The organism is Pedobacter heparinus DSM 2366 (genome assembly GCF_000023825.1).
Lineage (GTDB): Bacteria > Bacteroidota > Bacteroidia > Sphingobacteriales > Sphingobacteriaceae > Pedobacter > Pedobacter heparinus.
Window position 1 is genome coordinate 2347181 of the sequence record NC_013061.1, and the last position, 18813, is coordinate 2365993.

Consider the following 18813-nt stretch of genomic DNA (forward strand, 5'->3'; position numbering starts at 1 on the left):
TTGCTGTTAATTTATATCACCTGAAGAAATTCTCCTGGATTTTTCTCATCCTTGATAAACCAGGCAGGATTGCCATCTTTATCTTTACCCAATTTTGCACCTGGGAAGGGGGGGATATTTAAGTTATTATAATTGGCTATTTCATTGTCGGTTTCAGCTATCTGGTGCTGATATTCGGGAATTAAACCTACGGCTTTAAGTTCCATTAAACTTTCTTCGAAGCACCTGATGATCGTTTGGATATCTTCTGCAGTATGTGCGGTGGTAAGGAAGCAGGCAAATCCCTCGAGTATATGAATCCCTTTGTAACGCATTAATGTAAAGAACAGTTCATTATAAGGATATTCCTCAATAAACTTAATCCTCCATAATGAACCATACTGTGCGATGTACATCGGAACATTTAATTTCCTGCATATTTTATTAATTGCATCGGCAATATATAAGCCGTTTGCATTGAGGTTTTCCTGCAACGCCGGACCTGCTTCTTTCAGGTAAGTTAGCGAGGCTTTGGCAGTAGCCAATGCCAATGGATGCCTTACAAATGTTCCTGCAAAATACGTAACGCCAACCTCTGGAATTGAGTCATCACCATATTGCCAGAACCCCCCATCCAATGCATCCATATATTTTTTCTTACCTGCAATGATTCCTATGGAAATGCCGCCACCCGCTACCTTACCGTAGGTGCCAATATCAGCTTTAATGCCAAAGAGTGCCTGAACTCCTCCGGGATGAAAGCGAAAGCCAGAAATAACCTCATCAAAAATTAAGACGGTTTCAGCATCCTCAGTAATTTTTCTCAATTTATTAAGAAATTCAATTGGTTGAAAATCAGCTCGTCTGCTTTGTATCGGTTCAACCAATACTGCAGCAATTTCATGTGCACGTTCTTCAATGATCTGCAAAGATTCTTCTGTACCATAATCCAGGATAAGCATATTTTGAACCGCTTCAGGCATGATGCCCGGAGCAGCAGGAAAAGTTTTTAACTTTTTACTTCCCCTAACGATCACCTCATCTGCAATGCCATGATAAGAGCCCGTAAAAGCAACGATTATTGATCGCCCTGTAACGGTCCGAGCTATTCGCATTGCACCTAATACAGCTTCTGAACCAGTGTTGCACAGTGCTGCCCGATCAAAGCTGGTGAATTCACAGATGAGTTTGGATACCTCTCCGGATAATTCATGCTGAGGTCCGATTTCATAACCCTTTTCAATCTGATCAATTAAAGCATGTTTAATGATGTCTGGCTGATAACCAAGCATATTTGAGCCAAAACCGTTCAAGGCATCGATATATTCGTTATCATCAATATCCCATAAACGACTTCCTTTGGATTTGTTGATTACAATTGAATAGACCAGGTCTTTTGTTGCTGGCCTGAATCCTGAAACCACTCTCGGATCGGCCATGTACGACCGGTGCTGTTGTGTATAGGCTTTGCTGCCTTTTGTTTTATTGTTGTAACGTACAATTAAATCGTTCAGGTAATTTTGCTGCACTTCATTCAGCGCTGCTGATTGTCTTTCAATTTTTGCAGCCGCTCCAAATGGTTTTTTAATTTCCAGGCTTTCTTCAGCGGTTAGCTGAGTATTTGCGTTAAACTTTACTATTGGCTGCTGTACCTGATGGTTGTTATACTGTTCATTTACCGATGGCATCTGGCTGCCTTGCAAAATTGAAACCTGCTTTGCCAATAGCTGCAATTGCTGACTGATCAGGTCTAATGCCGTATGGTTGACCGGACCCGCTTGACTGCCATTTAAGTAAACCGGCTGTGCCGTAGTTGGCGGGCCAGGATTCGCCGGCATTGCCTCAGCAGGTAATTTGGTTGCCAAATAGTCTGCTAAAAGTCCCGTAGTGCTGTATTCCTCATTCAGTTGTCTGAACGTGATCGGCAATGCAAATTGCTTTTTTAAATTCAGGGCAACCTGTGTGAGCAACAAGGAATCTAACCCCATCTCAATAAAGGTCATTTCAGGGGTGATGTTGCTCATGTCTATGCCTGATGCATTTTCCAATAGCTCTTTAATTTTGTCAATTAAAACTTGCTTTCTCATTATTGGGGATGATTTAATATCCTGCTGGACAGTAATCGGTTCAGCAGGTAACAATAGGTTTGTAAATTGAACAGGTAAAACCGGGTTTACCCAGTATTGTTTTTTATTGAAAAAATAGGTTGGCAGTCCATTTATCACTGTTCTGTCTTCGTTTTTATAAAACGAGGTCCAATTTGGCTCTACACCGTTCAGCCAGAGCTGACCTAATGCCTTTAATACTGAATTATAGGAAGACTGCTCATTTTCTCCTTGTTCCAGCGAGGCAATAACTGCAATCGGCTTACCGGCAGCCTGCTGACGGGTTAAGGTAGCAGCTGAATTGCCAGGGCCAATTTCCACAAATAAATTATAGCCCTCAGTTAAAAGTTTTTGCGCAGCTGCTCCGAAATTAACGGTTGATCTTAAATGCTTAGCCCAGTAAGTCGGGTTGGTGGCCTCTTCATTAGTTAGCCATTCACCTGTTACGGTTGAAACAATTGGAATAAGCGGTTCATTTAGCGTTATGGTTTCCACAAGCGCATTGAACGGTTCAATAACGGGATCCATCATGTGTGAATGAAACGCATGGCTGGTTGGCAATAAGCGATTAAGTATCCCCATTTCATCCAGTTGAGTAACCAGGTCCGCAATTGCTGTGGTAGTGCCTGCAACAACACTTAAATTTGGACTGTTTACTGCAGCCAGGGCTATCTCATCAGAAAGTAGTGTTTTTACTGTTTCCACATCAGAACGTATAGACAACATACTGCCTTCCGGTAAACCACTCATCATCTTGCCACGGGAGGCAATTAGTTTCAAGGCATCTGGTAAAGACAGTATCCCAGAAAAATAGGCAGCTACGAATTCGCCTATACTATGCCCGATAAACGCAGTGGGGAATATACCCCAGCTCATCCAGAGTTTGCCTAAGGCATATCCAATAGTAAATAGGGCGGGCTGACTATATCGGGTATTTTTAAGTCTGTTTTCTGCGGCTTCATTTACATTTTCAGGATAGATTACATCCAAAATGTTCTCCTGCATCACTTCAGCAAGCAGCGCAGCACATTCATCCATAGCTTGTCTGAATACGGGTTCAGCAACATACAGGTCCTTACCCATATTCAGAAACTGGGCTCCCTGTCCCGGAAACATGAATACAAGCTCTTGTGGATATTCTTTAAGAATCCTGGTGTTTGCAGCGAGTAGCGGCTCATTGGCTATTTTTTCTGCAAAGTCTGCTGCAGATGAAGCTACGACAAATCTTCTGTGATTAAAATCTGATCTTGAACTATGTAGGGTATATGCGACATCTGCCAGGTTTAAGCCCTGTTTATTGAGGTAGTCGGCTAATTTTAAACCATAACCATGGATGCTATTTTCAGCCTTTGCCGACCAGCACAGCAATTGGACAGGACGGATGCTTTTATTGTCTGGTTTAACCGGATTTTCCGCCTCTTCCAATACTATATGTACATTCGTGCCGCCAACGCCAAAAGAACTAACGCCAGCAATCCGTTTACGACCTGGATTCCAATCGCGTAGTATATCATTGACAAAAAAAGGACTGTTTGCGAAATCGATATGAGGATTGGGCGTTTTGTAATTGATTGAAGGAGGGAGTTGTTTGTAGTACAATGAAAACACCGTCTTGATCATACCTGCAACACCCGACGCACCGGTTAAATGGCCGAAATTGCTTTTAACAGAGCCAATGGCGCAAAATTGTTTTTTTTCCTGCTCAGCAAAAGCCATATTCAGGCCCTCAATCTCAATTGGATCACCCAAAGGTGTGGCTGTGCCATGCGCTTCAATGTAAGAGATATCTGCTGCAGAAACCCCGGCATCTGCTATAGCCATACTGATCGCAGCAGCCTGGCCTTCTGCACTGGGTGCTGTGAAACTACCTTTTCCGCCGCCGTCGTTACTTAAGCCAATGCCTTTAATTACTGCATAAATGGTATCACCATCCAGTTCGGCTTTAGCCTTGTTCTTTAACACAATTACACCTGCACCATCGCTAAATACGGTACCCTTTGCATCTGCATCGAAAGCCCGGCAATGTCCATCGCTACTCAACATTGCACCATCTTCATAAAGGTGTCCGCTATTTACAGGTACGAGCATAGAAGAGCCACCCGCCAGAGCTACATCGCAGTGCCCGTTTCTGATACTTTCTACTGCCTGTGCTATCGCCAGCAGCGAAGTGGAACAGGCTGACTGAACATTTACAGCTGGTCCTTTTAAATCCAGTGCATAAGCGGTACGGCTTGCAATGTAATCCTTATCACTTACAGTGCTTACTTGAAAAGCTCCTGCATTTTCAATAAGTGCTGTGTTGGAAATTACATTGTTCGAATAATAGGTGTTAAACCTGCATCCTGCAAAAACACCAATAGTGCCATCATATTTCTGAGGTACATGGCCACTGTGTTCCAATGCCTCCCAGGAAATTTCTAGAAAGAGACGATGTTGAGGATCCATCAATTCTGCAAGTTTAGGATTAATACCAAAAAAAACAGCATCAAAACCAGCGGGATCATTTATTATTCCTCTTGCCTTAACATAATTGGGGCTTTTTTTCAGCACATCCGGTATAGATGGGTCCAGTTCTTCATCTGTAAAGAAATGTGTAGTTTCCTTTCCTTCCTTTAAATTCTGCCAGAATTCATCAACGGTATCTGCTCCTGGAAACCTCCCGGCCATCCCGACTACCGCAATATCATTTCCACTTATAGCTTTCAATTCTTTTTTAGGGGCCGTTTTGAAACTGCGTCCGTCTATAAAAGCTGCAATACCTTCAACCGTAGGGTGTTGGTACAGCCTGGTTACAGGCAACAACAGTTCCAGCTCTTTCAAAAGTGCCACTAATTTTTGAGCCAGCAGGGAATTTCCTCCCAATTCAAAAAAATTATCTTTAATGCCTACCCGTTTTACATTTAACAGAGATTGCCATACTGCTGCAATCTTTTGTTCAGTAGGGTGTTTCGGCGCAACATATATACTACTCAAAAAGGCTCCTGCATCTACATCTGGCAGCGCTTTTTTATCCACCTTTCCGTTCGGGGTAAGTGGAATGGTATCCAACGAAACAATCAACTGAGGGATCATATATTCCGGCAGTTTCTTTTTCATGTAATCCGCAATCGCTGTTCTGTTGAAATCGCCATGAGGTATGACATAGGCAATTAAACTTTTGCCATTTTGTTGATCCGTTCTGGTAATTACAACACATTGTTTTACGTCACCACATTCGCTAAGTGCATTTTCCACTTCAGCAAGTTCAATTCTGTAACCTCTTATTTTTACCTGATCATCAGCTCTCCCCTGAAACTCAATATTTCCGTCAGGCAACCATCTGCCAAGATCACCTGTCTTGTACAATCGTTCTCCGGCTTTAAACGGACTGTCAATAAACTGTTTTTTAGTTAGTTCCGGGCGGTTAAAATACCCCCTGGATACCTGTATGCCACCAATATGTATTTCTCCGGTCGATTCAGGAACAGGATTCATGAACTCATCAAGGATGTAGATATCCACATTTTCGAGGGGACGTCCTATGGGAAGGACCTTAACTCGTTCTGCATCATCTGATGTACAGTGGTATTCAGCTGCGGTTATTGTACATTCTGTCGGGCCGTACTTGTTATAAAAGTCAACCTTTCCTATCCATTTTTTAAATAATGACTTTTTACACAGGTCACCACCGGCTACCACTCTTTTTAAATTTGGATAACCATCCGGGTTCAGATTTTCCAGAAAACCCGGTGTGCTGTGTAAGTGCGTTACTTTTTTGTTTTTAAGGAATAAAGAAAACGCATCCATATCATTGAGCAATGCCCCTTCAACCAATATCAGTGTAGCCCCATTTAATAAGGCCAGGAATATTTGCTCAACTGAGGCATCAAAGCAATAGCTCGAAAACTGTAGTATCCTATCTGCGGGGTTGATTTGAAAATAAGTTGTCTGGGTGCGGATGTAAGTAGATAATGACCGGTGTTCAACCATAACACCTTTGGGCTTACCCGTTGATCCGGACGTATAGATTACATATATCAAATCCGTGTCTTTGGTAGCTACGGTAGTGGCAACAAACGGCTCTTTGCTGATTAAATCCCATTCTTCGTCTAGCAAAATTGTCTTTCCCGGCAAATTTTTGCAACTTTCACGATTACTGACAGTGAATTCAGTTTTAATTTCGTCCAGGATGTACCCAATTCTTGCAGCTGGATATTGAGGGTCAATGGGAACATAAGCACCGCCAGCTTTAATAATGCCAAGTATGCCTACAATCATCTCTATAGAGCGGTTAATGCAGATGGGAACAAGTGTTTCTTGTTTTACGCCCTGCGCCCTTAAATAATGGGCCAGCTGATTCGACCTTTCGTCTAGTTCTTTGTAGGTAAGCTGATTGTTATTAAAATCCAGCGCAATATTTTCAGGGAAAATTTTGGCTTGCCCTGAAAATGAATCCGTTATTGTTCCTTTATTAAGCATATAAAACAGTTGAACGTTGATTGGATAGTATGATACATTATCCGTTCAAACAAATTTTACACTAAGGTAAAAAAATTATATGATACTTAGGGTTTGTACAGAACTTGTTACTAATGATAAACTTACTGTTGGTATCCTCTAAAATTATCCAATGGTTGAAGATATGCTTGATTAATTGTGCGATTTTTTAAAAAAAAACTATCAAAAAAAAGTCAGTCGTAGGGACTGACTTTTTCACAATTAAGAAATTGTTTTATTTCTTCTCCGGAGGTGTATTCACAATTTCTCCAAATTCATTTACCCAGGCCATCATGCTTTCCAGATCTCCACCTGTAGAGTTTTGCTGACGTTCCAGTTTACGTTGTTCTTTATCTTCTTTTTTCTTTTGTCTGTTTTTTTCCAGTTGCTTCTTCATGAAGGTAGCCTGAGATTTAGCCATAAATTCAATCAATTAATTAAAAAATAACTTTCCTCTGCGCTTACCTGTGTAACCTTATAATGATTCGCTAGGATCATGCTGGTCTGAGTGTAATTTAATTCCTGGTTGACAACGGATCTACAACCGAATGAATTTGAAGCCAATTCAATAGAAGAGTTGGCAGATAATGGGAAGAGAAAAGTATTAGAATATCCCGTTTTATGCAAATATAAGCAATTTTATCGTAAAAACCTTATCTGTTTACTTTACCAGGGTAACCGTATAGCTTATTGCAGCGCCAACGGTCATTACAGCAGTGGTCACTTCTTTTGCTTTAATGGTGATGCTGTATTTCATAGCAGGTTTTGAGATATATGGTTTCAAGGTTTCGGGCAATATAACCGGGTTTAGGGTCAGCCCACGGCTTAATGTTTTGGAAGGAATGGATACACTGGCCAGGCTATCGGTTTTACTGCCATCGGTAAGGCTGAACTTGATGGATTGAAGATTGGCAAAATTGTTTTTTGTATCAATGGAATCTTCAACAATTTCAGCTAAACCAAGGTTGATACTTTTAAGCTTAACCGAATGCAGGTTCGAAGCGTTCAGGTCCTGGACCTGGGCATTGATCTGGTTTTCCAGGTTTATGGTTGTTGCTACGTTAGGTAGGGTAAGGGCATTATCCAATGTTGCGATTACAGGAATTTCAAAATAAACCGTGTCTGTAACAATGGCATCCCGCTGTAAATTTTCTGCTATTTTACTGCATGAGGTATAAATGACAACCGGCAAAATTACAGCAATATATAAGACTTTATTTTTCATGGCGGGCTAAGGGTAGAGGTGTGATTTATACGCAGCAAATATTCGAAATAAAATCGAGACCATCAATCCTTAACCTCATTCGGTTAGCTTTTGTCTGGTCGTTTATCTTGTTTTTTAATGCACCATTTTTCCTCCCTAAATCGAAGCAACTTATATTATATTTGGCGTTTCTGTACTCCAGAATATTATTTTGTTTGTTTCTATAACTATTTATTAATCAATATAATTAATATTATTTATATTGATTTTTTATTTAATTTAAAATTACCTGATAAGGGTAGTTATACTTAAAACACAAAATAATATTCTGAAATACATATTTTTATTCTGTTTTACAGTGTATTATGATCTTTATTTAAACTAATACTGCTGCCTGTTGTAAGCAGCCGAAAAATCACCTCTCATTCCCTTAAAACGTTCCACTACTGTGGCAATAAATGCCTCATCCAGGATCTGGAAAATTTCATTCGCCCCACCACCTGTCAGGTCCAGTTCGGAGAGTTTATAACTCTGTTCCAATGTTCCCTGTTCAAATTTGATGATGTACTTCTGGTTCATGTTAAATAACGTGATCTTACAATCCGGATGGGGCAGTTCTGCAATTACTCTCATATTTTAATTATTTATATTTTAACGCCGATCTCTTTTAAAAGAAAGTTGGCATGGTCAATTTTAGCGGCTACCCATAACACATAACGGATGTCGACCCCTATAGACCTGCTATAACTTTCGTTCCAGGCATAATCATTAATCGTAGCACCGTAAGCACGGTCAAAATTTACACCGATCAATTCACCGCGGTCATTCATAATAGGGGAGCCAGAGTTGCCCCCGGTAGTGTCCATATTATAAAGAAAAGCTACAGGTACATCTTTAAGGTCTTTTTTGGCAAAAGGCCCAAAGTCTTTGGCCTCCCACAATGCCCTGATCTGTGCCGGGTAATCAAATTCCGGATTTCCGGTTGTCCCTTTCTCCAGTATGCCCTTTATAGTCGTGTATGGGCGCATATATGATGCGTCTGCCGGCCAGTATCCCCTAACATAGCCATAAGTCAGCCTTAAAGTACTGTTCGCGTCGGGGATAAAGTCTTTCTTCAGGAATTTTTCTTTAACATTCACATAATCGCCCATCAGCTTATTCAATATGCCTTCCCGGCGGTCTTTCTCTGGTTTCAGTTCGGCTATCTGCCGGGCTATTGCTTTTTCAAAAACCAGTAGAGGATCGCTGTATGCAGTAAGCGAACCAGGGCTTGCCAATAAAGTATGGAACACATAAGCACTATCTTTCAATTTGCTGATGTTAAATGTTTTATCGATAAAACGGTTAATCTCTTTTTCACTATCGGAAGTAAGGTTTAACATGCTTAATGCACTTACCTGCTGGTCTGAAGGGAGTGCTGCAGCATCAGTCAGCATCTTTTTAAAGATGTTTTTGTCGGCCTCAATATCATATGAAGCATAATTTCCAGACAGAAACTCTTTTAAGCGTGGCAGGTTCTGTTTAAAGAAAGCTTCCTGCTGGTTTGCCGGCTGAGCTTCAAGATCTGCTTTGAATATATTGATGTTTTTGGATACACCCAGTAAACTGGTTGAGTTGTAAAGCTGGGTAAGCCATAAATCCCGCTTGGCATCTCCGTTAATTAGTTTGTACAGGTTGTCAATGTCGGTCATTAAAGTGCCATACCTGGCTTTTACTTCCACATTATTGTTAATGAACCGGGCAAGCTCCGCATCCTCCGCTTTCTTTTTGCCAACCAGGTCGATGCCCTTTAGGCCCTGTAATTTACCTCTGTAGTTTTTCATTACATTGGCGTTTCTCTTAATCCTGGTTGCCAGTTTAATTTCGGTCGCTTTATCTTTTTTGCCGGCATTTTCCATAGTGGTATTCTGGAAATCATATAGGTCCGAAACGTAGGGCAATACAAATTGCTGCTGATAGGCAATGAACTGGGCAGGGCGGTGGCGGAAAGTTTTGCCCGGATAGCCCAGAATGAATACAAAGTCTTCCTCGTTGGTTCCGTTGGGGTTTACTTTCAGGAATTTTTTTGGCTTGTAGGGAACGTTGTTTTTTGCGTATTTGGCCGGAGAACCATCTGGTGCCACATAAGCACGCATGAAAGAGAAGTCGCCCGTATGACGTGGCCATGCCCAGTTGTCGGTTTCTCCACCATATTCACCGATCTGCCGGTTGGGCACATAAACCAGCCGCACATCCTTTATGGTTTTATACCTGAACAATACATAAGTTTTTCCGATAAACATTTCCGATACTTCGGCTTTTATGCCCGGGTCTTTTTTCTCGGCCTCAACTTCAATGTTTTTCATGGCATCGTTAATCAGTTTTAACCTTGAAGCAGGGTCGGTAACCTGTGATACTGCCCCTAAAATACGATCAGACACATCCTCATAACTGTCAGTAATTCGACAGGTTAGTCCCTTTGCCTCAATTTCCTGTTCAGCTGTTTGTGCTACAAAACCATTGCTCAGGTAATCGTGTTTAGGTGTGCTGGCCTGCTGCACGGCACTAAAAGCACAATGGTGATTGGTGATGATCAGTCCTGCATCAGATATAAATGAGCCGGTACAGCCACCAACATTGACCAATGCATCAACCAGACTGGTGCCATTTGGATTGTAGATTTCATTCTGACTGATCTTTAAGCCAGCTTTTTTTAGATCCAGTTTATGGATTTCGCTTAGGGGGAACATGCCTTCTTCCCAGGGCTTATAGCCCGATTGCACAATGCCGACTGTAAGCAATGCGCCGGTCAGCAATAATGTAATTCGCATTTTTTTATTCATCTTTGTTATATATAGCAGTTAGTTTCCGGTAAGCTGGTATTGCTTTCATTGCAATGGCCATTAAAAAGGTCAAATCTAAAATTTTAATCCGAGTGTTTGTTTATCTTTTGTGCATCTCTGCCTGCGGTCAGTGTATATGCACTGATATTTTCTTTAGTATAATACTTCTGGTAAATGTCTGTTTTTGACATACAAAATAAAGTACAAACAAAGCGTATAAGAAAAGGAAAAAGGCTGAGGTGGATAGTTTATTGCTGCGGAATGTTTAATTTTGCAGTGTAAAAATATAAGTTCATGGCAGAAGACCTGATCATTGCAACAAATGTAAACAAAGAAGCTCAATACCAATCTTTAATTCCACAAATTAAAGCCCTGATTGATGGTGAAGATGATCAGATTGCCAACCTGGCTAATATCGCTGCAGCTTTAAAAGAGCAGTTTAAATGGTTTTGGGTGGGTTTCTATCTGGTTAAAGGAGGTGAATTGGTGCTTGGTCCATTTCAGGGACCTGTAGCCTGTACCCGCATCAACAAAGGAAAGGGTGTTTGTGGGGCATCATGGCAACAGGATGAAACGCTGATTGTGCCTGATGTGGATGCTTTTCCCGGGCATATTGCCTGCGCATCTGCTTCAAGATCGGAAATAGTATTGCCCTTGCATAAAGGAAATGAAGTAATTGGAGTTCTGGATGTAGACAGTGAACATCTTGCTCATTTTGATGATGTTGATGCCAGATACCTGCAGCAAATAATTAACTTGTTAAATGGCTAAACTTCCATTTTCTTTTTATCAGCATGAGGATGTGAATGCCCTGGCAGTGGGGTTATTGGGCAAGCAATTGTTTACCCTGGTGGATGGCGAATTAACTGCGGGTACCATTGTAGAAACGGAAGCCTATAAAGGCGTGATTGATAAAGCCTCGCATGCCTATGGTGGCAGGTTTACGCCCCGTACAAAAGTGATGTACAGTTCCGGTGGCCTTTCTTATGTATACCTTTGTTACGGCATCCATCATTTGTTTAATGTGGTTACTGCCCCCCAAGGAACACCACATGCAGTACTGATCAGGGGGCTGGAGCCGCTTATCGGCATAGATGTGATGCTAAGGAGAAGAAATATGGAGGTTGTAAGACCGAACCTTACCGCGGGTCCGGGAGCACTGGCCAAGGCAATGGGCATAGATAAGCTGCTGAACGAAAAAGACCTGCTGGGCGATGAGATCTGGATTGAAGATACTGGTCTGAAGTTTAATGAAGAGACCATTGCAGCAGTTCCGAGGGTAGGTGTGGATTATGCAGAAGAGCATGCACTTTTGCCATGGCGGTATTACATCAAAGGAAATCCTTATGTAAGTAAACCTAACCGTTAAGTTTTAAACCATGAATTTTGAGAACAATTTAGCAATATGATAAACTATAATCCGAAAGACTGGGTAACCTTTATATTTCATGTGCACAAGGCAGATACCATCCGTACGTTATGGCCATTGATGATCAGTGTGGCGGTATTTTCAGGTATAATTGCTTACCTCGAACTGAACTATCTGAAACTTGCAGAAACGACTTATGTTAAAAATATAGGCATGATGCACAATCTCCTGGGTTTTGTAATCTCGATGTTGCTGGTATTCCGCACCAATACTTCATATGACCGTTGGTGGGAAGGGCGCAGGTTTTTAGGGGCGCTGACCAATGTGAGCCGGAATTTTGCCATTAAGATCAAATCTTTAAAACTATCTGAAGCGCACAATGAGTTTTTTGATTATGCCATTGCCAAATATGCTTTTGCTTTAAAAGAGCATTTAAGGGAAAAACAGTATTTCGGAAAAAACAGTCTGCTGATCGAAGTAGATGGCGGAAAACATATTCCCAATCAGGTGGCTGCAAGTATTTCATCCAGGGTATTTGAGCTGCAGGCAGATGGGGAGATCAGTCAGGAACAGCTGATTATACTTAATGCAGATGTTCAGCAATTTACAGATATATGTGGTGGTTGTGAGCGGATTAAGCGTACACCTATTCCGTATTCCTATAGTGCATTTATCAAGAAGTTTATTTTCATTTATGTGATCACCCTGCCTTTTGGCTGGGTGTTTAGTCTGGGTTATTTTGTAGTGCCTATTGTTCCTTTTATCTTATATGTACTGGCCAGTCTGGAACTGATCGCAGAGGAAATAGAAAACCCTTTTGGCGAAGATGCCAATGACCTTCCTGTGGATGAGATATGCAACAATATTGAAAAGCATGTTGGGGAGATCTTAAAATAACATGGTTAAAATAGCCTGGCATCCTTTATATGCCCACCCGCTTCCCGAAGGACATCGTTTTCCGATGATCAAATACGAACTGATCCCAGGACAGTTGTTACATGAGGGGCTGATCAGCGCAGCTAATTTATTTGAGCCGGGCTTGCTTGAGGAAGAGGTTGTCTTGTATGCGCATCAAAAGGCTTATTGGGAGCAGCTAAAATCACTCAGTTTGCCTGCCAGGGAACAACGCAGGATAGGTTTTCCTTTAACAGCACAACTACTGGAGCGGGAAATCAGGATTGCAAAGGGTACAGTTGATGGTTCCGGGTACGCGCTGCAATATGGAATTGCCTTTAATGTTGCTGGTGGTACACACCATGCCGGCAGCAACTGGGGAGAAGGATTTTGTTTGCTGAACGATCAGGCGATTGCAGCAAACTATTTGTTAAATAACGGGTTGGCAAAGCATATCTTAATAATTGATTTAGATGTGCACCAGGGCAATGGCACTGCCGAGATTTTTGAAAATGAGCCCAGGGTGTTTACCTTTTCCATGCATGGCGATAAGAATTTCCCTTTCAGGAAAGAAAAGTCTGACCTGGATATTGCTTTGGGAGATGGAACAGGGGATGCTGAATTTTTAAGTAAGCTGAAAGAAAGCTTACCTTTGCTTTTGGCCCATCGGCCTGACTTTGTATTTTACCTTTCGGGGGTGGATGTACTGGCCAGCGATAAGCTGGGTAAGCTGGCCCTGAGCAAAGAAGGCTGCAGGGAGAGGGACAGAATGGTACTGCAGTTTTGTAAAGACCATCATTTGCCGGTGCAGGTAAGTATGGGTGGTGGCTATTCGCCGGCTATTAAGGACATTGTGGATGCACATTGCAGTACGTTTAAAATTGGTTTAGATATTTTTGAATAATTATGAAGATTGTTATTGCAGAGAAACCTTCCGTGGGACGTGAATTGGCAAAGGTTTTTGGTGCTACAACTAAAAAGGATGGATATATTGAAGGGAAAGGTTATTCTTTTACCTGGGCATTTGGCCATTTATTACAACTGGCCCCGCCGCAGGAATATGGTTTTATAGGTTGGCGAAGACAGCATTTGCCTATGCTGCCCAAGAAATTTAAACTGGCTATCCGTAAAATCAAAACCAAGGACGGCATGGTTGAAGATCCGGGTGTGCGGAAGCAGCTGGATATCATTAAAAAGTTATTTGATGAAGCTACAGAGATCATTGTGGCAACGGATGCCGGGCGTGAAGGTGAACTCATTTTCCGCTATATTTATTATTTCCTGAAATGCAAGAAGCCTTTTAGAAGGCTCTGGATTTCATCGCAGACCGATGAAGCCATAAAAGAGGGGTTCAGGAACTTAAAGCCGGGTACAGATTACGATACCCTGTTCAATTCTGCACACTGCAGGTCTGAATCTGACTGGCTGGTAGGGATGAACGCCACACAGGCTTTAAGTATCTCGGCAGGAAACCGTTCGGTATTGTCGCTGGGCAGGGTACAGACACCTACACTGGCCATGATCTGCTCCCGTTTTCTGGAGATCAAAAATTTTGTCCCCCAAACTTATTATCAGCTGGCCATACAGCTGGATAAGGACGGACAGCTGTTCAGGGCCATGTCGGTCAGCAATTTTGATAAAAAGGAAGAAGCAGAGGAACTGCTGGCTAAAATTGAAGACGTGGCCTCGGGTTTTAGTAATGGAGGGAAGATTTTAAGTGTGGAAGCCAAGCCGCGTAAGGAACCACCACCATTGCTGCATGACCTGAGCAGTTTGCAGCAGGAGGCCAATAAGCGCAAGGGCTTTACGGCAGACCAGACCTTAAGTTTGCTCCAGGGTCTTTACGAAAGCAAGCTGGTTACTTACCCGCGTACGGGCAGCCGGTATATCGGCGATGATATATTTGCGGGTGTGCCTGCTTTGATCGATAAGGTAAGGGGCCATAAAGATTTTGGAAAGCAGGCAGAGTTTCTGCTTACGGTTCCTTTAAACAAGCGCAGTGTAAATGCGAAAAAGGTAACCGACCACCATGCCATTTTACCTACAGGCGAGTCCCCTTATCAGTTAAATGGTGATAAACAAGCTGTTTATGATATGGTAGTTGGACGGATGATTGAGGCTTTTCATCAGGAATGTGTAAAAGAGATCACTAAGATATCTGTCGAATCCGGTTCTTTATTTATTGCCAATGGCACGGTGATCCGTGCTGCGGGCTGGCGGTCGGTATTTAATGAATCGGATGAGGAGAAGAAGGATGAGGATAACCCGGCATTGCCTAAGTTGAAAAAAGGAGAGGAGCTTCCGGTTACCAATAAGGCGTTGCTGGAAAAGCAAACCAAACCTAAAGCAATGTACAATGAGGCTTCTTTGTTAAAAGCACTGGAAACTTCGGGTAAGGACATTGAAGATGAGGAATTGAGGTACGCCATGAAGGATAGCGGATTGGGTACACCAGCTACGCGTGCGGCCATCATCGAAACGCTCATTAGCCGTGAATACGTTTCCAGGGAAAAGCGGAACCTGGTGCCCACAACTAAAGGACTGGCAGTTTATGATGTGGTAAAAGACCAGAAAATTGCCCAGGCTGAACTGACCGGACAATGGGAAAAAAGGCTGGAAGAGATCAGGTCTGGTGCTTCTGTAAGTGATTTTAAAGCCGAAATAGCCGATTACACCAAAACCATTACCAATGAATTGCTTGCAGCGGGCTTAACACTGGCAGAAAAAATATAAAAACTAAATACCGGTAGCTGTACTGGCTTTCTGCCTCAGGAGCTCCTGCAGTTTTGAGGTAACAGGGCCAATGGTTCCGTTGCCAATGTTTTTCCCATCTATGCTTGTAACCGGCATGATGTTTTTGGTGGTGCTGGTAATAAAAGCTTCTTTTGCTGTGGCCAGGTCGTCCAGTGTAATTGCCCTTTCTGCAACCAGTATGTCAGTTTGTACCAGGTTAAGGATGTTTTTACGGGTAATGCCCTTTAAAATACTTTCGCCGGCGGTAAGTACTTCATTCGCTGCTGTAACCAGGAAAAAATTAGCGCGCGGGCATTCGCGCAGAGCACCGTTGTTATGGTAAAGCACATCTTCGGCAGCATGTTCTTTTATATAAGGCTGCAGCCAGATGGCGGTTAAGTAATCGAGGGTTTTGATGTGCGAAAGCTGACGCTGATAATTGTAGGTAACCAGTTTAATCTCTTTATTGATGGCCTGCTGGTTACTGGTAAAGCTGTTTTGGGTGATGATGAGGTTGGGCTTTTCGGCCAGGTTATAACCATCCTCTGAATAGCCACCTGTAAGGGTAATCCTGATGCCTGAATCGGGAAGGTTGTTTCGTTTCATCAGTTCGGCCAGGATTTCTTTTAGCTGGCTGCGTGACAGGCCAACCTGCAGGTGCATCTGTGCTGCAGAATAATAAAAGCGGTCTAAATGATCATCAAGGAATACCGGCTTGCTGTTAACCGTTTTGAAAAAATCAAAAATGCCATAGCCCCGCTGTACGGAAAGATCTTTTATAAGGATGGCAGAATGCTCGGCCTGAAAAAAGGCATCATTGATAAAAACGAAATTGTTGTTCATTATTTTACGGTGTTGTAATGTTTTAAGATCGGGATAACTTTATCGGCCGGAAGGGCGGCGACTTCCTTGCCGTTGCCTTTCATGTTTTCTGCTGCAAAAAGGGAATTGATGATGGCTTCTTCTGTCGCTTCTATAGCCCCCATAAACAAAGCCGAGGTGTAATCGTTTGTCAACAGTTCGGTGCCCTGTGTTGGGCTGGCAGGGCTGTGGGCAATTCTCAGCTGTTCGGCCGTAGAGAATGCAATAACATAATCGCCACTGCCGTTTGAGGCAATGCCCCCTGTTTTGGCCAGTCCCATAAATGCCCGTTTCGCCAGACGCTCCAGGTTCCGGCTGTCTACGGGCGCATCCGTAGCTACTACAATCATGCAGGATCCGTCTACGTTGTTCAGCAGCTGGTTGCTGAAAGTAAAAGTACCCAGCTCTTTACCAACAGGGGCACCTGCAATCTGCAATACACCGCCAAAATTGGTTTGTACAATTACACCAATGGTATAGCCACCCATGCTTTTGGGTAATTTTCTGGATGAAGTGCCGATACCGCCTTTAAAACCGAAACAGACAGTGCCAGTGCCGGCGCCAACATTCCCTTCGGTCACATTTCCGCCTGTAGCAGTCTGGATAGCCTGGAGCACATCCTGCCGGCTAACATGCCTTCCCCTGATGTCGTTTAAATAGCCATCGTTGGTTTCACCCACAAGCGCATTTACAGATTGCACTTTCTCATTTCCTTTTTGCTGCAGGGTATAGCCAACTACAGCATCCATAGCGGTTGCCACATTTAAGGTATTGGTGAGCACAACGGGGCTTTCCAGGTTCCCCAGCTCCATGACCTGTGTGCTTCCGGCAAGCTTGCCAAATCCGTTTCCGGCAAATATGGCAGCCGGTACTTTTTGCTGAAAAAGGTTGCCCGAGTGCGGCAATATGGCGGTAACGCCTGTTCGGATATGATTGCCCTTAATAAGGGTGGTATGGCCAACTTTAACCCCGGGAACATCGGTAATGGCATTGAACAGGCCAACAGGTAACACACCAATGTTGATGCCATAGTCTCTGGCCCTCATTTTTTTTTGAGCAGCGCCAATCAGGGGAGACAATAAACACAAGAGGAACAAGGTCTTTCTTAACATGATGCAATATTAACGATAAGCCTGTTAAGATACAATTGATGTGTAGCCGGGGTGTAAATTTAAGCTGCGCTAAGCTATTGGGCTTGTAAAAGGCCTGGTGTAATATATATTTGTCTTTTAATGCCTTGGAACGGGAGAATTATTTAATGAAAAAAACTATGTATGTTATTTTGCTGATCGTTGTGCTGCTTGGGTTGACCACCATTTTGGTACTTCGCCTGCCCGTATTTGGGAGTGTGCCTGCCGGAAAGCGTTTGGAGCGGATAAAAAGCCTGGCCAATTATAAAGAGGGAGCCCTGCAAAACCTTTCGCCCACACCCATGAAACCGGATGGTGTAAGTTACTGGGACATGATCAGGGGAATGATCAAAGGTAATGAAAACAGTTCACCTAAAAAGCCTTTACCGCATAAGGTGCCGGATTTTAGTGGATCTGGGCAGACTAAACTCATCTGGTTTGGCCATTCTTCCTACTTTTTACAGATAGATGGGGTAAAAATACTGGTAGATCCGGTATTTAGTAAAAAACCTTCTCCATTTTCTTTTTTGGGCAGCAGCGCCTACAAGGGAACGGATTTTATCAAAGCAGAAGATTTTCCTGAAACGGATATTATTTTAATTACCCACGACCATTATGATCACCTGGATTATCAGAGTATCTTGAAACTGAAGGATAAGACCAGCTTGTTCATTACTTCTTTAGGTGCAGGTGCGCACCTGGAGCGATGGGGGGTACCTGCAGCTAAAATAAGGGAACTGGTATGGGGCGAAGAAACGCTGGCCAGAGGCTTAAAGTTTAGGGCAGCCCCAGCCCGCCATTTTACAGGCAGAACATTTACCAGAAACCAGACTTTGTGGTCGGCCTTTGTGCTGGAAGGTACAAAACACAAACTGTACCTGGGAGGAGATTCGGGGTATGATACCCACTTTAAGGAGGCCGGAGAAAAGTATGGGCCTTTTGATCTGGCCATACTGGAATGCGGACAGTACAATACTTACTGGCCATTGATACACATGTTTCCGGAACAAACGGTACAGGCTGCCAAAGATTTAAATGCAAAAGTGCTGATGCCGGTGCACTGGGCTAAGTTTAGCCTGGCCATGCATGCCTGGAATGAACCGGCCATCCGAGTGGTAAAAAAAGCAAAGGCAGAAAATTTTAAGCTCACTACACCTTTATTGGGAGAATCTGTTATTTTAGATGAAAGTTATCCTTCAAAAGAATGGTGGCTGGATTAGGCATTATTCATAAACAATAG

At 42.8% G+C, this 18813-nt stretch carries 13 protein-coding genes and 1 pseudogene; 6 read left to right on the forward strand and 8 right to left on the reverse strand.

The features are described 5' to 3' along the window. Positions 1-11: 11 nt before the first annotated feature. The 6 genes and pseudogenes from PHEP_RS10090 to PHEP_RS10110 all read right to left on the reverse strand — a co-directional run bounded on the left by PHEP_RS10090 (position 12) and on the right by PHEP_RS10110 (position 10586). The gene (locus PHEP_RS10090; RefSeq protein ID WP_476703998.1) at positions 12-5318 is read right to left on the reverse strand and encodes an aminotransferase class III-fold pyridoxal phosphate-dependent enzyme; all 5307 of its coding nucleotides are present in this window, start codon (positions 5316-5318) and stop codon (positions 12-14) included. 12 nt (positions 5319-5330) lie between these two features. Then, positions 5331-6542 (reverse strand): annotated as a pseudogene (locus PHEP_RS22500) (non-ribosomal peptide synthetase); the annotation flags it as partial. Positions 6543-6795: 253 nt separating this feature from the next. Further along, positions 6796-6981 (reverse strand): hypothetical protein, encoded by a 186-nt coding sequence (locus PHEP_RS10095; RefSeq protein WP_015807853.1) that lies wholly within the window; start codon positions 6979-6981, stop codon positions 6796-6798. Between the two features lie 240 nt (positions 6982-7221). Continuing rightward, a complete protein-coding gene (locus tag PHEP_RS10100; RefSeq protein WP_015807854.1) occupies positions 7222-7785 on the reverse strand; it encodes a hypothetical protein in 564 nt (187 codons plus the stop codon). A gap of 360 nt (positions 7786-8145) precedes the next feature. Continuing rightward, on the reverse strand, positions 8146-8397 hold the full coding sequence (locus PHEP_RS10105) for a hypothetical protein (protein WP_015807855.1): 252 nt from the start codon (positions 8395-8397) through the stop codon (positions 8146-8148). Between the two features lie 11 nt (positions 8398-8408). Continuing rightward, on the reverse strand, positions 8409-10586 hold the full coding sequence (locus PHEP_RS10110; protein WP_015807856.1) for a S46 family peptidase: 2178 nt from the start codon (positions 10584-10586) through the stop codon (positions 8409-8411). 294 nt (positions 10587-10880) lie between these two features. Here PHEP_RS10110 and PHEP_RS10115 point away from each other — a divergent pair, with 294 nt between their 5' ends. The 5 genes from PHEP_RS10115 to PHEP_RS10135 are packed head-to-tail and all read left to right on the forward strand — an operon-like array spanning position 10881 to position 15582. Then, positions 10881-11357 carry a GAF domain-containing protein gene (locus tag PHEP_RS10115; protein ID WP_015807858.1) on the forward strand — a complete coding sequence of 159 codons (477 nt, stop codon included), beginning with the start codon at positions 10881-10883 and terminating at the stop codon, positions 11355-11357. Then, positions 11350-11955, forward strand: coding sequence for a DNA-3-methyladenine glycosylase (locus tag PHEP_RS10120; protein ID WP_015807859.1), 606 nt, complete (start codon positions 11350-11352; stop codon positions 11953-11955). The genes PHEP_RS10115 and PHEP_RS10120 overlap by 8 nt, the downstream gene beginning before the upstream one ends. 36 nt (positions 11956-11991) lie before the next feature. Next, a complete protein-coding gene (locus tag PHEP_RS10125; RefSeq protein WP_015807860.1) occupies positions 11992-12852 on the forward strand; it encodes a bestrophin family protein in 861 nt (286 codons plus the stop codon). A gap of 1 nt (position 12853) precedes the next feature. Beyond that, positions 12854-13753 (forward strand): histone deacetylase family protein, encoded by a 900-nt coding sequence (locus PHEP_RS10130; RefSeq protein ID WP_015807861.1) that lies wholly within the window; start codon positions 12854-12856, stop codon positions 13751-13753. Positions 13754-13755: 2 nt separating this feature from the next. Next, positions 13756-15582 (forward strand): DNA topoisomerase 3, encoded by a 1827-nt coding sequence (locus tag PHEP_RS10135; protein WP_015807862.1) that lies wholly within the window; start codon positions 13756-13758, stop codon positions 15580-15582. A gap of 3 nt (positions 15583-15585) precedes the next feature. Here the strand turns inward: PHEP_RS10135 and PHEP_RS10140 are convergent, their stop codons facing one another. Together PHEP_RS10140 and PHEP_RS10145 are read right to left on the reverse strand one after the other, a co-directional pair. Beyond that, the gene (locus PHEP_RS10140; RefSeq protein WP_015807863.1) at positions 15586-16425 is read right to left on the reverse strand and encodes an aminotransferase class IV; all 840 of its coding nucleotides are present in this window, start codon (positions 16423-16425) and stop codon (positions 15586-15588) included. Further along, on the reverse strand, positions 16425-17555 hold the full coding sequence (locus PHEP_RS10145) for a DmpA family aminopeptidase (protein ID WP_015807864.1): 1131 nt from the start codon (positions 17553-17555) through the stop codon (positions 16425-16427). The genes PHEP_RS10140 and PHEP_RS10145 overlap by 1 nt, the downstream gene beginning before the upstream one ends. Positions 17556-17701: 146 nt before the next feature. On the opposite strand from PHEP_RS10145, the gene PHEP_RS10150 reads away from it, so the two are divergent. Next, a complete protein-coding gene (locus PHEP_RS10150; RefSeq protein WP_015807865.1) occupies positions 17702-18793 on the forward strand; it encodes an MBL fold metallo-hydrolase in 1092 nt (363 codons plus the stop codon). Positions 18794-18813: the final 20 nt, after the last annotated feature.

Coding starts and splice junctions, on each gene's coding strand:
- PHEP_RS10095 (WP_015807853.1), bottom strand. CDS start 6,981: ATGGCTAAATCTCAGGCTACCTTCATGAAGAAGCAACTGGAAAAAAAC.
- PHEP_RS10100 (WP_015807854.1), bottom strand. CDS start 7,785: ATGAAAAATAAAGTCTTATATATTGCTGTAATTTTGCCGGTTGTCATT.
- PHEP_RS10145 (WP_015807864.1), bottom strand. CDS start 17,555: ATGTTAAGAAAGACCTTGTTCCTCTTGTGTTTATTGTCTCCCCTGATT.
- PHEP_RS10140 (WP_015807863.1), bottom strand. CDS start 16,425: ATGAACAACAATTTCGTTTTTATCAATGATGCCTTTTTTCAGGCCGAG.
- PHEP_RS10125 (WP_015807860.1), top strand. CDS start 11,992: ATGATAAACTATAATCCGAAAGACTGGGTAACCTTTATATTTCATGTG.
- PHEP_RS10130 (WP_015807861.1), top strand. CDS start 12,854: ATGGTTAAAATAGCCTGGCATCCTTTATATGCCCACCCGCTTCCCGAA.
- PHEP_RS10150 (WP_015807865.1), top strand. CDS start 17,702: ATGAAAAAAACTATGTATGTTATTTTGCTGATCGTTGTGCTGCTTGGG.
- PHEP_RS10135 (WP_015807862.1), top strand. CDS start 13,756: ATGAAGATTGTTATTGCAGAGAAACCTTCCGTGGGACGTGAATTGGCA.
- PHEP_RS10105 (WP_015807855.1), bottom strand. CDS start 8,397: ATGAGAGTAATTGCAGAACTGCCCCATCCGGATTGTAAGATCACGTTA.
- PHEP_RS10115 (WP_015807858.1), top strand. CDS start 10,881: ATGGCAGAAGACCTGATCATTGCAACAAATGTAAACAAAGAAGCTCAA.
- PHEP_RS10110 (WP_015807856.1), bottom strand. CDS start 10,586: ATGAATAAAAAAATGCGAATTACATTATTGCTGACCGGCGCATTGCTT.
- PHEP_RS10120 (WP_015807859.1), top strand. CDS start 11,350: ATGGCTAAACTTCCATTTTCTTTTTATCAGCATGAGGATGTGAATGCC.